Consider the following 13,836-nt stretch of genomic DNA (forward strand, 5'->3'; position numbering starts at 1 on the left):
GTGCGTCAGCGTCTGGTGCGGTGGGCGAGGCGGGCCAGGGCCACGGCGCCCGGGGAACCGTCCGACACCGGGGTGATCGTGAGCGCGAGATGCGCCAGGCCTTCGGTGAGGGGGGTCAGGAGGGGGCCGTGCGGGGCGAGCAGGCCGCCGGTGACGACCAGGGGTTCGCCCGGGCGCGGTTCGAGCGCCGACACGGTCCGGGCCAGCCGGCGGGCTGCCTCCCGGAGGATCCCGGCGGCGACGGTGTCCTTCTCCTCGGCGGCCCCGACGACCAGCGGCGCGTGGTCGGCGAGCCGGACCGGCGGCCGGTCCATGACGGCGGGCAGCAGGTGGGCGCGGTAGGCGGTGCGCAGGGCGGCGCTCCAGTGGACGGTGTCCGTGACGCCGTAGTCCTCCGGGGGCAGGACGCTCGGCGGCAGCCCGAGTTCCCGGCCGACCGCGCGCACGAGCGCGGTGGGCGCGCCCCGGCCGTCGGCCGCTCGCAGGGCCGCGCGGACGGCCGCGCGGCCGATCCAGAAGCCGCTGCCGTCGTCGCCGAGGAGCCAGCCGTCGCCGCCGGAGGTCGCGGCCGGCACCCGTGCGGTGATCCGGGCCGCGACGGCGCCGGTGCCGGCCACCAGGACCAGTCCGTCGGCGGGGTGGCCTGGGGCGGCGGCGAACGTGGTCTCGATGTCGCTGTGGACGCCGACCGCGGCGGCGTCGATGCCCAGCCGGGCGAGCGCCGCGGCCAGGGCCGTACGGGCCCGCACCCGGCCGGGCTCGTCGGCGCCCTGGCCCTGGTGGCCGGCGCCGGCGAAACCGCCCGCCACCGCGGCCACCCGTCCGCGCAGCGGTTCGGGGACGGCCTGGGCGAGCGCCTCGGCGAGGTGGTCGGCGAGGTCCGGCCCGGCCACCGTGAGCGCGTTGCCCGGGCCGGAGGCCCCCTCGCCCCGGGGGCGGCCGTCGCCCAGGTCCGCCAGGACGGCACGGGTGCGGGTGCCGCCGGCGTCGAGACCGACCACGAGGTCCCGAGCGCCTTGGTTCAAATCACTATTCATTGCTCCCCATGGTGGTTGATACATTCGCCGCAGGCAAGGTCCGCAGACGAGGTCCACAGAAGGTCCGCCGTCGGAAGTCCGTCGCTCGAGGAGGACGCCATCGACACGCCCGCACTCCGCTTCGGGGTCAACTACACCCCACGTCGGGGCTGGTTCCACGCCTGGCACGACTTCGATCCCGGGCTCGCGCGGGAGGACCTGGCGCAGATCGCCGCGCTGGGCCTGGACCACGTCCGCGTGTTCCACCTGTGGCCCCTGCTCCAGCCCAACCGCACCCTGGTCCGTACGTCGGCCGTGGACCAGCTCGTCCGTCTGGTGGACCTGGCGGCCGAGTGCGGTCTGGACGTCCTCGTGGACGGCGTCCAGGGCCATCTGTCGAGCTTCGACTTCTACCCGGAGTGGACCCGCGGCTGGCACCACCGCAACGTGTTCACCGACCCCGAGGCGATCGAGGCCCAGGCGACGCTGCTGCGCACGCTGGGCCACGCCCTCTCCGGCCACCCCCGTCTCCTCGGCCTCCAGCTCGGCAACGAGCTCAACAACCTGGTCGAGCACAACCCGGTGACGCCGGCCGAGGTGGACCACTACCTGGACACGCTGCTGGCCGCCGCGCGGGAGGGACTGGGCGAGGGCGGCGGTCTGGTCACGCACTCGGCGTACGACGCCGCTTGGTACGGCGACGACCACCCCTTCACCCCGGAGGCCTCCGCCCGCAAGGGGGACCTGACCACCGTCCATCCCTGGGTGTTCTCCGCCGACTGCGCCCGCCGCTACGGCCCGCGCTCACCGCAGGTGCACCATCTCGCGGAGTACGGCACGGAGCTGGCGGCGGCCTACGCCACCGACCCGGGCCGCCCGGTCTGGGTCCAGGAGACCGGGGCTCCCGAGCCTCATGTCCCGGCCGCCGACGCCCCCGACTTCGCCCGCGCGACCCTGCGCAACGCGGCCGGCTGCGCACGGCTGTGGGGCGTCACCTGGTGGTGCTCGCACGACGTCGACCGATCCCTGGCCGACTTCCCCGAACTGGAGTACACGCTCGGCCTGTTCGACTCGGCCGGCCGCCCCAAGCCGATCGCCGGCGCCCTGTCCGCCACGGTGTCCGAACTCCGCGCCGCCCCGGCCACGCCGACGCCCCGCACCGCGGCCCTGGTCCTGGACTGCACGCCGTCCACACGGTCCGTCTCCGGTCCGGGCGGCGCCTTCTTCGAAGCGTGGATGCGGCTGCGTCAGGAGGGCACCCGCCCGGCGGTGGTCCTGGCGGACCGCGCGGAGGACTCCGCGTACCTCGCGGCGAGGGGGATCACGGAGCTGATCGACGCGAAGTGAGGGGAGCGGGGCGGCGGGATCCGGGGCCGGCCGGGACTCCGGCCCCGGATCCCTCCCCGCCCCCGGTCAGGACATCCGTCCCGTCAGGACCTCGGCCGTCGCGCGCAGATTGACGCGCCCCCTGCCGTACGCGCACACCGCGCTGCCCGGCTCCGGCAACCCGGTGGAGACCAGCACCGCGTCCGGCCGCGCGGCCACGAGTGCGTCGCGCAGCCGCGCCTGCCACGGATACAGCTCGGCATCGCACACGGCGACGACCAGCGGCCGCCCCTCCGCGGCCCGGAGCGCAGCTGTGATGAGGGCCCCGAAGGCCCCGGCGTCCCCCGGCTCCCCGGCGACCGCCGTCCCCGTGGCCGTCGGGTCGAGGGCGGTCAGCTCGGTCAGGAGGTCCTCGCCGCCCCAGTTGAGCGCGGGGTGCGGGGGCGGGAAGCAGTCGACGAGATGGGCGCCCGGCACGGGTTCCGGCAGAAACCCACCCCTCCGCACGGCCCGCCGCGCCGCGGCCGGCCCGGCCCCGGTGTCCCAGGCTGCCAGGTCGTCCGGCCGGTACGGCAGCACCGCGTACCGCAGCGCGAGCCGCCGTACCCGCTCCGCCGCCTCGGCCACCCGCTCCTCGGCCAGCTCGCCCGACCCCAGGGCGCCGAGCACGGCGTCCCGGCAGGCCAGGGTCACCTCCAGGTCCGGTACGGCGACGATGACCTGGTCCGCTCCGGCGGCGAGCGCGAGACGCGCGCCGGCCGCCTCGCCGTAGCGGTCGGCGATGGCCTTCATCTCCAGCGCGTCGCTGACCAGGACGCCGTCGAAGCCGAGTTCGCCGCGCAGCAGCTCGGAGAGGATGCGCGGGCTGAGGGTGGCGGGCCGGTCCGGGTCGAGGGCCGGGAAGACGACATGGGCGCTCATCAGCATGGGCACGCCCGCGTCCACGGCCGCCCGGAAGGGCGCGAGGTCGAGCCGGTCGTACGGCCGCGGGTCGACCGCCAGTTCGTGGTGGCTGTCGGTGACGGTCCCGCCGTGACCGGGGAAGTGCTTGGCGCAGGAGGCCACCCCCCGCGCCTCGGTGGCCTCGATCCAGGCCCGCAGGTGCCGGGAGACCAGCTCCGGGTCGGCGCCGAAGGAGCGGGTGCGCACGATCGGGTTCTCGGGCCGGCTCTGGACGTCGGCGACGGGGGCGTAGGAGGCGGTGATGCCGAGCGAGAGCAGATGTCCCGCCAGGGCGTCGGCACAGGCGGCGGTCAGCGCCGGGTCGTCGGCGACGCCGAGTGCCCAGGAGCCGGGCACCTCGGGCGCGTCCGCGGCCACCAGATGACCGATGCCGCCGCCCTCGTTGTCGATGGCGACCAGCAGGTCCGGGCGCAACGCCCGCAGCGTGCCGGTGAGCTGCCTGACCTGGTCGGCGTCGCGGACGTTGCGGGTGAAGAGGATGACCCCGCCCAGTCCACGGTCGATGAGCCGTTTCAGGGTGTCGGGGACGGTCGTCGTGCCGTCGAATCCGGCGACGAGGCAGCGGTGGGCCGCCTCGTCGAGGACGGCGGGGAGAACCGGGCCGACGGACCCGGGGGCGGAGTGCGTCACCCCCGGATCCTCTGGCTCACCGAGCCGAAAGTCAACCTCTCAATGGCTCAGTGATTCACTCCTTGGAGGGGTTCAGCTCACGACCTTCAGCGTCTTCGGCCAGCCGACCTGGTCGAGCACCCCGAACAGGGCCTTGATGTCGGCGGGCCGCAGCTTGATGCAGCCGTTGGAGTAGAAGTCGACCGGGTTGCGGTCGGTCCACCGCTCGCGCTCGATGCTGCCCTGGCCTCCGTTGCGGGTCATCTCGCTGTGGATGAACAGCTCGGTGCGCGAGGTGCCGTTGGAGCACTTCTTGTCGGCCAGCCGGATCACATAGCCCTTGATCAGGCTGCCGTTGTAGGTCCGGGAGTGCATGCCGATGGTGTAGGAGCCGTTGGGCAGCCAGCCCTTGTTCCTCGTGCACTCGTTCTTGGTGGTGCCGGAGCCGGCGCGGTAGCTTGCGACGACCGTGCTGCCGCGGAGCACATAGAGCTTCGACGACGTCTGGTCCGCGGGGTTCTTGTCGAACTTCAGCGTGACGGTACCGCTGGTGCTGCCGCCGCCGCTCACCAGCTTCGCCCAGGTGTTGGAACCGACGATGCCGTCCACGGTGAGCCCCTTGGCCCGCTGGAACGCCTTGACCTTGGCGGTCGTCCCCGAGCCGAAGACGCCGTCGGCGGTCAGGGCGTAGCCGTTGTCGGTGAGCTGGCGCTGTGCGGCCTTGACGGCGTTGCCTCTGGATCCCGACCTGACCGTGACGACCAGCTTGGCCCAGGTCTTGGGACCGACGATGCCGTCCGCGGTCAGGCCCTTGGCCCGCTGGAACGCCTTGACCTTGGAGACCGTGCCCGAGCCGAAGACACCGTCGGCCGTGGTGGCGTAGCCCCGCGCGGTCAGCAGGAGCTGGACCGTGACGACGTCCGCCCCGCGCTGACCGGACTTCACGGTCGGCCAGGAGGTGGCCTGGGCGGCGACGGCGGCCTCGCCCGACCGGGCCGTTGCCGCGTCGGCCGGGGCGGCCGCCAGGGCGCCACCGACGAGGGCGGCGGTGAGGAGGGCGGCGGAGGCGAGGTGACGCCGGTGCTGCCGCTTCGTCCCGTTGTCCATGGTGTTGTTCCCTTCCTTGATGGAATCGCGTCCTTGGCTCTGTTGAGGGGAGACCCGGGGCCGTCGGTCACGAGACGGTGCGTGCGTGGGCACAGTCGGGTCTCCGTCGGAACATGGAGGGGGCGTGCGGCGGGAGGAGGCCGCATCATCAGGTGGGGGTGACACCACCGTGCCCGTCTGTCTCCGGCGGACTCAACTCTCCCGCCGGATCAGCTGATTCATGCACACACGACGCTCTATGCACGCCGCCCAGGTGCGGTGATGCACGGGGTTCCAAGGGGGATGCATCAATGGGCGCTCTGCGCGACGAGTGTGAGAACAGACCGAGACGCGAACTCGCGCAGTTACTGCGCGGCTGGTGGAAGGAAGCGCCGGGGCGGATGACCCAGGAGGCGCTGGCCCGGCGGATCACCGAACGGGGGGTGAGGATCAGTCAGGAGATGCTCTCCCGCTATCTGCACCGGGTCCGGCCGACGGTCGCCCGGCCCGATGTGATCCGGGCGATGCACGAGGTGCTGGGGCGCTCACCGGAGGAGCTGACCCTCGCGCTGGGTCTGCACGGGGAGGCCGGTGACCGCCGTGGGGTGGGGCCGAAGACCGTTTCGGAGACGGTCCCGGAAGCTGCCGCGGGGGCCGCTTCCGGGACCGCCTCCGGGTCGGGCACGGTTGCGGCCGTCCCGGGCTCCGTGCGCGCGAGGTGGCAGTGGATCGTGATCGCGGTGCTCGCCGCCGTCCTGGGCTCCGTGCTCACCGCCGCGTTGACCCGGGGGGAGGGTTACAGCTCCGCCCGGGACCGACAACTCTCCCCCGCGGCCGCGTCGTCCCCTTCGCCCTTGCCCTCGTCTGCGCCCTCACCTTCCCCGTCGCCCTCCCCTTCCCACTCCACGACGGAGTGCCGGGGTGACCACGAGGACGGCACCCGGCCGCAACTGCACCTCGACCCCTTGCCCGGTCTGCTGTCCGGGCAAGGGTGAGGGGTCTCGTCCGCGAAACGCCCGAATGCGGGCGACACGCTCTTTAGGGATCCCGCCTCCGGGTGGGTCAGGCCATGGTCGATGATGGGCGGGTCATGACCGAGTTCCGAACGACGACGCACCACGCGCCCCTGCCCGCACTTCGGGCCGGTGTGTTCGCGACCGTCGGGACGGTGCTGGGGGTCAGCGCCCACCATCTGGTCGCGGGCGGACCGGCACCCTGGTGGCAGGGCGCAGTGGCGACGGCGCTGCTCTTCGGGGTCGGTCTCGTCGGTACCCGTCGGCCCCGCTCCCTGGCCACGGTCGTGGCGACCTGCGGTGCCGCTCAGGCAGGGTTGCACGTCTGGCTCATGGCGGGACACCGTGACGATCCGTCGGGCGGTGCCATGACGATGGCTCCGGCGCACCCGGGTCACGGGGCGGTCGTCCATGAAGCCTGGCACGGGCGGACGTACGCCTCCACGGCGATGACGGTGGCCCACGCGGTCGTGGCCGTGCTGGTCGCCCTGCTGCTGCATCGCGCCGACGCGGTGTGCTGGTCGCTGGCGCGCGGACTGACCGCCGCGGTGGACGCCGTACAGACGCGGATCGCCCTGGCGCGCGTGCTGTGGGAGGACCGGCCGGCGCCGGCCGGTCCTCGCCTCGGCGGGCCGGCCCTCGTGTGGCGGGAACGGAAGCCGCCCCAGGCGGCGGTGCTCACGGACGTGGTGGTACGGAGGGGTCCTCCCCGGGCGGGGTTCGCTCTCGCCAACTGACCCCGACCGGCGCGGCCTTCGCGAAGGAGTCGCCGCGCGGTCCCCCCTGCCTGGAGACACCCAACACCATGAACAAGCACAGCGCTGCCCGCCGTCTGACCCTGGCGACCGCCGTCGCCGCCACCGCCGTCCTGCTGACCGCAGGGCCGGCCGCCGCGCACGTGGAGATCGAGTCCGACAACGCGCAGGCCCTCGCCCAGAACGTCGAGATCGAGTTCGACGCGGAGTCGGAGTCGGCCACCGCCGGCGTCACCGAGATCCGGGTCGTCCTGCCCGAGGGCATCGCGCCGGCCGACGTGACGTACGGGGAAGGCCCCAAGGGCTGGGAGCTCACCGCGAGCGACGACGGCTACACCGTCAAGGGCCCGGCGCTGAAGGCCGGTGTCAACGCCGAGTACTCCATCGTCGTCAAGCAGCTTCCCGACGCGAAGGAGCTCGCGTTCAAGACGGTCCAGAGCTACAGCGACGGACAGACCGATCGCTGGATCGAGTTGGACGAGAACGGGGAGAACCCGGCCCCGGTCCTGAAGCTGAAGGCCGCCGCGGCGGGCGCGACGCCGATCGGGTCCCCCTCGCCCAGCGCGTCCGAGTCCGCGTCGCCGGCCCCGAGCGCCGAGGAGACGACGGCCTCCGCGTCCCCGCAGTCCGACGCCGCCGAGGAGAAGGAGGACGACGGCGGTCTGTCGGGCGGCGCCTGGGCCGGCATCGTCGCGGGCGTCCTCGTCGTCGCCGCGGCCGTGGTGTTCCTCGTACGGCGCAAGGGCGGCACCGCCGCGGAGTGACGTGCCGTGCCGAGGGCCCTCGCACGCCGGTCGCCCCGGGGTGCGGGGGCCCTCGCACGCGGCCGTGGATCAGTCGTGTGGGGCCTGCCCGCTCACCCGGTGGTCGGCGTGGCTGAGCGCCTCGAGGACCAGGCGTCGCAGATGTCCGTCGCTGAGGCGGTAGTAGATGTGCCGGCCCTCGCGACGCGTGTCGACGAGTCCGGCGAGGCGCAGCTTGCCGAGGTGCTGGCTGACCGCCGTGCGGGACGCCTCGCAGCGGTCGGTGAGCGAGCCGACGTCGGACTCGCCCTGGGCGAGCAGCCACAGCAGATGCAGCCGGGTGGCGTCCGACAGCATCGCGAAGACCCCGGTCGCCTCCGCGAGCCGTGCACTGTCCGGGGCGTGCAGATGCGCATCGGCCGCAGGTGAGACGAGGTGGCTTTCGGGCATGAGGCAAGCCTAGAGCCACGGGGACGGGCGGACGGACGCGTCCGGGAACGCGTACGGCCACGCCTGATCGCGGCCGGCGTGGGCGCGCTGCCGGGGCGTCAGTCGATGGTGACGGTCTTCGTACTGGTGGACTGGTCGACGTCCGAGACCCGCACGGTCACCGCCATCTTCCACTCACCGGCCGTGGGCAGCTGGAGGTTGCCGGTCTGCCAGTAGCCGCCCCGGTTCTCCAGGCCGGCGTCGAGCGGGCCCACGGCGCCGTCGGCGCTGGTGAAGGTGATGCGGAGTTCCGGGATGGAGACATAGCCGCCGTCGACGCCGTAGACGAGAGCTTGGACCTCGTTGCGGCCGACACTTCCGGGGCTGAGCGTGACGGTGACCTTGCCGCTGCCGTTCTCGGCGCCGGTGTCGAAGGGGACGGTGTGGCTGACGGTGTTCGGCTGGGCCCCGACGGTCACCGTCGAGGCCGTGGAGGCGTTGGCCTCGGTGCGGGCGGGGGTGGTCTCGGTCAGGACGGTGGTGATGCCGAGGACGACGAGGGCGAGGGCGGCCTCGACGGCGACGGAGCGGCGCAGCCCGCGCCTCGCCTCGGGGGTCCGCGGAGGAAGGTCCCGGGGAACGTCCTCGACGGGAAGGCGCTCGGCGTCCGCGTCGGAGCGCCCGGCGTCCGCCGTCGTCCCCGGTGAGGCGACCGTGGTGACGAGGGCGGGTTCCCTGACCTCCGGCGCCTGGGCGGGCTTTGCGGGCTCGCGCAGGCGGGCCGTCCAGCGCCGGGAGAACCACGCCACCGCCAGCACGAGCGCCACGGCCGCCGACTTCAGCAGCAGGAGTGTGCCGAAGCGGCTGGAGAGCAGGGCGTCCCAGGAGCCGACCAGCCGCCACGACTGGTACAGGCCGGTGCCGGCGAGGAGGGCCACCGAGACGAACGCGAGGCGGGAGAAGCGGACGACGGCCTCGGCGGGTACCTCACTGCCTTCGCGCGCGCGGAAGAGCACGGTGATCAGCGCGGCCAGTCCGCCCAGCCACAGGGCCACGGCCACCAGGTGCAGGGCGTCCACGGTGACGGCGAGTGCCGTGCGCGGTCCGGCGGCGGCGTGCCCGGTGATGGCCCAGGTGTAGGCGAGCGCCGCCGCGATGAGGCCACCGGCCACGATCACTGCGGGGGTGCGCTGTCCGGGCGACGGGCGGGTGCCCCTCGGCTCGCCGTCCGCCGTGTCCGCCGGACGGCCCTCGGAGCCCGCGACCACGACCAGGAACATCCCGGCTCCCGCCAGCAGCAGGAGCCGCACCATGAACGCGGAGCCGGCCTCGGTGTCGAGGGTGGCGCGCAGCGCGTCGAAGGCGACCGCGCGGCCGAGGCCCTCACCCGTGGTGTACGGCGCGCGCAGCGCCAGCAGGCCGAGGCCGGACAGGAGCAGGGTCGTCCAGCCGGCGAGGAGCAGCCGTCGCGTCCGGCGCAGCCGTGCGCCGGCCGGCCAGCACACGAGCAGGAAGGCCGCGGTGCCCACCATGAGGACGTAACCCAGGTACGCGACGAAGCGGGCCGCGGAGTAGAGGGTGCCGGCCAGGCCCCCGCCGGGTGTGGTGTCGGGGACGACGGCCTTCGTCGGGGACGGCTTGCCGATGGAGAACACGAAGGCCTCGCCGATGGGATGGCTGTCGGCCGACACCGCCTTCCACGACACGGTGTACGTGCCGTCGCCCAGGTCGCTCTGCAGGGCGACGCGGGCGGTGGCGCGGTCGGAGCCGACGTGCTCGGTGGTGCCCACGTCCACCCGCCTGCCGTCGGGGTCCAGGACCTTGATCGAGTCGTCGAGGAGGGTCATGTCCTCGGTGAAGGTCATGGTGACCTCGCTGGGGGCGGTCTTCACGACGCCGCCTTCGGCCGGGTCGGTGCCGCGCACCTTCGCGTGGGCGGCGGCGGGTCCGGCGCCCGCGAGGAGCAGTCCGAGGACCGCTCCCAGCAGCAGGACCAGGGCCCCCGCCCGGCGGCCCGGGCGGAAGACGGCGAAGGTACTCATGAACCGGACTCCAGGAGGTGGGGGTCACACTGTGCTCCACCTGTGACCTACGGCTGTCCCCGCGCGCGTGTTCAGTCCACGGCGGCCGCCGACGGGAGCCGACCGAGCCGCTGGTGAGCAACTCCCGGCAACCGGACCGCAGTTGACGGACAGCCAAGCCTCCGGGAGTCGGGCCGAATGCGAACCGGCGCGAGATTATTTAGGTTAGGCTAAGCTAAGAAATCTCGGCGATCCGGCGATGCCTCATCCGGGGAGGGAGATCACCCATGGGCTTGCCCGCCATCGATCCGTACCCCATGCCGGACCGCTCCTCCCTCCCCCGGTCGCGCGTCTCCTGGAGGATCGATCCGGACCGCGCCGCGCTGCTGGTCCACGACATGCAGAACCACTTCGTCGGAGCGTTCCCCGCGGGGCGTTCCCCCGTGGTGGAACTCGTCGACAACATCGCGGCGCTCAGGGAATTCGCGGGGACGCTGCACATGCCGGTCGTCTTCAGTGCCGAGCCGGCCGGACAGCCGCCGGACCGGCGCGGGCTCGTCGCCGACATGTGGGGTCCGGGCATCGGCGAGGAGCGGGAAGCCGCCGCGATCGTCGCCCCCCTCACCCCTCGCCCCGGCGAGCATCTGCTGGCGAACGTGCGCCACAACGCGTTCCTGCGCAGCCATCTGGGCAGGCTGCTGCGATCGAAGGGCCGCGACCAGCTGATCGTCTGCGGGGTGTACGCACACCTCGGCGTCCTGCTCACGGCGGCGGACGCCTTCATGAACGACATCCAGCCGTTCGTCGTCGCCGACGCGGTGGCCGATTTCTCCACCGAGGACCACGCCCTGGCGCTTCGGTGGGCCGCGCGCAGCGGTGTGGTCTGCATGACGGACGGTCTGCTGCGTGCCCTGCTCCTGCGCAGAGAACCGAAGAACGCGTGAGCCACAGTGAACGGGGTGGGACAGACATGACAGCGGTCGGTACGGAGCACACGGACGCGGACCCGTCCCTTCGGCCACTTCCCTGGCCGGAGCACCTGCGAGGCAGCGCGGTCGTCGTCAAGTTCGGCGGCAACGCCATGGTGGACACGCACCTCCAACGGACGTTCGCCCAGGACGTCGTGGAGCTGTGGCAGGCGGGCCTGCGCCCGGTCGTCGTACACGGCGGCGGGCCGCAGATCAGCGCGATGCTCGACCGTCTCGGCCTGGAGAGCCGCTTCGAGGCGGGCCTGCGGGTGACGACGCGGGAGACCATGGAGGTCGTGCGCATGGTGCTGACCGGCCGGGTCCAGCGGGAACTGGTCGGCCACATCAACAGCCACGGGCCGTTCGCCGTCGGCATGACGGGCGAGGACGCCCACACCATGACCGCCGTACGACGGTCGGCCTGGGTGGACGGCCGGCCGGTGGACATCGGCCTCGTCGGCGACATCGTGGACGTGAACCCGGACATGGTGCGCGCGCTCCTGGAGCAGGGTCACATCCCGGTGGTCTCCCCCGTGGCACGCGGCGAGGACGGGGAGGTCTACAACGTCAACGCCGATCTCGCGGCGTCGGCGCTGGCCGTGGCCCTGGACGCCGAGCGGCTGGTGATGCTGACGGACGTGGAGGGGCTGTACGCCGACTGGCCGCACAGCACCGAGGTGATCGAGCGCCTGACGGCCGATGCGCTGAGCGGGCTGTTGCCGGGGCTGGCGAGCGGGATGCTGCCGAAGATGGAGGGCTGTCTGCGGGCCGTGCGCGGCGGTGTCCGCAAGGCACACGTGCTCGACGGCCGGGTGCCGCACGCGGTGCTGCGCGGCGTCCTCGGCGAGACCAGCCCCGGCACCACCGTGGTTCCCGACAGCGTCTGACAGGCCGGTCTCTCGCGTCAGGGACGCCGGCTGTCACCGGCGTCCGCACGCGAGCCCGGAGTCACAGGATCCTCGCGAGGATCCGCGCGTCGCGCCGGGGATCCAGGGAGTCCGCCCAGGACGGAGGCGCCAGGCGGGCGGCGGACGGCGCGAACCCGTGCCGGAGGAACAGGTCGCCCCCGCCGGTCGTCGCCGTGAACAGGGAACCGAGCGACCGGGCGCGCGCCCTGGCCACCGCCGCCCGCAGGAGCCCGGCCCCCACTCCGCCTCCCTGCCGGTGCCCGGCCACGCAGAAGTTGTACAGAACGCCCGCGGGTCCGCGCCCCTCCTCCGAACCGGCCGGGTACTCGCGCAGGCCCACGCAGCCCTCGAGAGTGCCGTCGGGCGCCTCCGTCACGAGGAAGTCGGCCGCGTGGACGGCGAACAGGGCGAGGGGCCGCTCCCGCAGCGCCCCCGAGCGCACGAACGGCAGGGACAGGTCGGCGAGTGCGACGGCGTCCCTCCGACGTCCGGTCCGCACGGAGGGCGTCGGTACGGGAGCGGTGGGGCGCGGCGGAGCAGGGCGCGGCGTAGCCGTGATCAAGGGTGTCCTTCCTCAGCCGTCCGTCGCGGCCGAGAGGGATCGGGGGCGCAGATCGGTCCAGTGGGTCTCGATGAACTCCAGGCACGCGTCCCGGGTGTTCTCACCGAAGACGGTCCTCCACCCCCCGGGCACTTCGGCGAAGGACGGCCAGAGCGAGTGCTGCCCCTCGCCGTTCACAAGGACGAGGAAACGGCCGTCGGCGTCGTCGAAGGGGTTCGTGCTCATGCGCGGTGCCTCCTGGAAAAATTAGGTTAGGCTCGCCTAATAAAAGGCGAGCTTAGCCTTCTCGCATTCCGCTCCACAAGGAGACGTTCATGGGGTTGGCGGGGGAAGACACCTTCGTCGCGTTCGGACTGCCCGGCACACCCGGCACCGACGCGTTCTGGGCGGCCGCGAGGACACCGGTGTCGATACCGGACGGCGACGGTTGGGTGACCCTGTTCCTGCGGCGCGGGTCCGAAGCGGCGAGCGTCGGCTTCGAGAGCTGGTCGGAGCCGGTGCCCCTGCGCCGGTGGGCCGCCACGGACTGCTGGTACGCCGAGGTGCGCATGCCCGCGCGGCTGCGGGTGACCTATCAGTTCCTCGTGGGCGACGCGGCGTACGCCGATCCGTACAACCCGGTCGGTGCGGGCGGTGACCGGTCCATCGCCGCGACCCCGGACGCGCCCGCCCAGCCGCACTGGCCCCTCATCGGCTCCGGCACCGACGTCGTACTGCCCCTCCCGCGCACCCGGCTCCGCTGGGCCAGCGAACGGCTCGGCGGGCGGCGCACCGTACGCGTCCACCCGGCGGGCGGTGGTGGACCGGTGGTCCTGCTGCTCGACGGGGACGACTGGCTGTATCTGCACCCGGCCATGACCGCGTTCGACTCGGCCGTCGCCCGTGGCGAGATGCCACCGGTCACGCTCGTCTTCCTGCCGGCCAAGGACAGGGCGGGCGAGTTCACGTGCCGGCCCGAGCTGTGGCAGGCGGTCCGGGACGAACTGCTGCCGCTGGTGGCGGAGACCGGCGTACCCGCCGAGCGGGACCGGCTGGTGGTCGCGGGACAGAGCCTCGGCGGGCTGAGCGCCCTGTACGCGGCCTTGGAACTCCCGGACCTGGTGTCCCGCGTCGCCTGCCAGTCGGGGTCGTTCTGGTGGACGCCCGACGCCATGGACCTGCCGGACCCGCTGGGCGGACCGGTCGGCGGCGCCGTCGCCGCGCGCCTGCGGGAGCGGCCCGATCTGTCCGGTCTGCGGGTCGCGTTCGACGTGGGGGAACACGAGACGGAGATGCTCCCCCACTGCGGCCTGGTGGAGACCCTGGCCGAACAGGCCGGTGCGACCGTACGGGTGTCGCGGTCGGCGTCGGGCCACGACCGGGCGGGCTGGCGGCACGCCCTGCTCAGGGATGTCGCCTGGGCCCTGGCCTGAGGCCCGGACCCGGGCCGGACCGGAG

At 73.3% G+C, this 13,836-nt stretch carries 14 protein-coding genes; 7 read left to right on the plus strand and 7 right to left on the minus strand.

Going from position 1 to position 13,836, the window contains the following annotated elements; all coding sequences use genetic code 11:
* Nucleotides 1-5: 5 nt before the first annotated feature.
* Nucleotides 6-1,025 carry an N-acetylglucosamine kinase gene (locus ACIRF9_RS36895; RefSeq protein ID WP_403831449.1) on the minus strand — a complete coding sequence of 340 codons (1,020 nt, stop codon included), beginning with the start codon at nt 1,023-1,025 and terminating at the stop codon, nt 6-8.
* 111 nt (nt 1,026-1,136) lie between these two features.
* Between ACIRF9_RS36895 and ACIRF9_RS36900 the strand changes: the two genes are divergently transcribed.
* Nucleotides 1,137-2,363, plus strand: a complete 1,227-nt coding sequence (locus ACIRF9_RS36900; RefSeq protein ID WP_403831662.1) for a glycosyl hydrolase — start codon at nt 1,137-1,139, stop codon at nt 2,361-2,363.
* A 66-nt stretch (nt 2,364-2,429) separates the two neighbouring features.
* Here the strand turns inward: ACIRF9_RS36900 and ACIRF9_RS36905 are convergent, their stop codons facing one another.
* Together ACIRF9_RS36905 and ACIRF9_RS36910 are read right to left on the minus strand one after the other, a co-directional pair.
* On the minus strand, nt 2,430-3,935 hold the full coding sequence (locus ACIRF9_RS36905) for a glycoside hydrolase family 3 N-terminal domain-containing protein (RefSeq protein WP_403831451.1): 1,506 nt from the start codon (nt 3,933-3,935) through the stop codon (nt 2,430-2,432).
* Between the two features lie 72 nt (nt 3,936-4,007).
* On the minus strand, nt 4,008-5,021 hold the full coding sequence (locus tag ACIRF9_RS36910) for a peptidoglycan-binding protein (RefSeq protein ID WP_403831454.1): 1,014 nt from the start codon (nt 5,019-5,021) through the stop codon (nt 4,008-4,010).
* A 380-nt stretch (nt 5,022-5,401) separates the two neighbouring features.
* Here ACIRF9_RS36910 and ACIRF9_RS36915 point away from each other — a divergent pair, with 380 nt between their 5' ends.
* From ACIRF9_RS36915 to ACIRF9_RS36925, 3 genes are all read left to right on the plus strand, one after another.
* Entirely contained in the window at nt 5,402-5,995 is a 594-nt protein-coding gene (locus ACIRF9_RS36915; RefSeq protein ID WP_403831456.1) for a helix-turn-helix domain-containing protein, read from the plus strand.
* Between the two features lie 95 nt (nt 5,996-6,090).
* Nucleotides 6,091-6,750, plus strand: coding sequence for a hypothetical protein (locus ACIRF9_RS36920; RefSeq protein WP_403831459.1), 660 nt, complete (start codon nt 6,091-6,093; stop codon nt 6,748-6,750).
* Nucleotides 6,751-6,818: 68 nt separating this feature from the next.
* Nucleotides 6,819-7,532 (plus strand): DUF1775 domain-containing protein, encoded by a 714-nt coding sequence (locus ACIRF9_RS36925; RefSeq protein WP_403831461.1) that lies wholly within the window; start codon nt 6,819-6,821, stop codon nt 7,530-7,532.
* 69 nt (nt 7,533-7,601) lie between these two features.
* Here the strand turns inward: ACIRF9_RS36925 and ACIRF9_RS36930 are convergent, their stop codons facing one another.
* Complete coding sequence (locus ACIRF9_RS36930; protein WP_403831464.1) at nt 7,602-7,961, minus strand: ArsR/SmtB family transcription factor; 360 nt, start codon at nt 7,959-7,961, stop codon at nt 7,602-7,604.
* A gap of 98 nt (nt 7,962-8,059) precedes the next feature.
* Nucleotides 8,060-9,982: a copper resistance CopC/CopD family protein gene (locus ACIRF9_RS36935; RefSeq protein WP_403831466.1), complete on the minus strand. Its 1,923-nt coding sequence runs from the start codon at nt 9,980-9,982 to the stop codon at nt 8,060-8,062.
* Between the two features lie 266 nt (nt 9,983-10,248).
* Here ACIRF9_RS36935 and ACIRF9_RS36940 point away from each other — a divergent pair, with 266 nt between their 5' ends.
* Together ACIRF9_RS36940 and argB are read left to right on the plus strand one after the other, a co-directional pair.
* Nucleotides 10,249-10,905: an isochorismatase family protein gene (locus tag ACIRF9_RS36940; protein WP_403831468.1), complete on the plus strand. Its 657-nt coding sequence runs from the start codon at nt 10,249-10,251 to the stop codon at nt 10,903-10,905.
* Between the two features lie 26 nt (nt 10,906-10,931).
* Nucleotides 10,932-11,816, plus strand: a complete 885-nt coding sequence (argB, locus tag ACIRF9_RS36945) for an acetylglutamate kinase (protein ID WP_403831471.1) — start codon at nt 10,932-10,934, stop codon at nt 11,814-11,816.
* A 61-nt stretch (nt 11,817-11,877) separates the two neighbouring features.
* Here the strand turns inward: argB and ACIRF9_RS36950 are convergent, their stop codons facing one another.
* Complete coding sequence (locus ACIRF9_RS36950) at nt 11,878-12,399, minus strand: GNAT family N-acetyltransferase (RefSeq protein ID WP_403831473.1); 522 nt, start codon at nt 12,397-12,399, stop codon at nt 11,878-11,880.
* Nucleotides 12,400-12,411: 12 nt separating this feature from the next.
* Entirely contained in the window at nt 12,412-12,624 is a 213-nt protein-coding gene (locus tag ACIRF9_RS36955; RefSeq protein WP_403831476.1) for an MbtH family protein, read from the minus strand.
* Between the two features lie 89 nt (nt 12,625-12,713).
* Between ACIRF9_RS36955 and ACIRF9_RS36960 the strand changes: the two genes are divergently transcribed.
* Entirely contained in the window at nt 12,714-13,811 is a 1,098-nt protein-coding gene (locus ACIRF9_RS36960; protein ID WP_403831478.1) for an alpha/beta hydrolase-fold protein, read from the plus strand.
* Nucleotides 13,812-13,836 lie beyond the last annotated feature (25 nt).

The organism is Streptomyces sp. NPDC096132, assembly GCF_044763345.1.
Classification (GTDB): Bacteria; Actinomycetota; Actinomycetes; order Streptomycetales; family Streptomycetaceae; genus Streptomyces.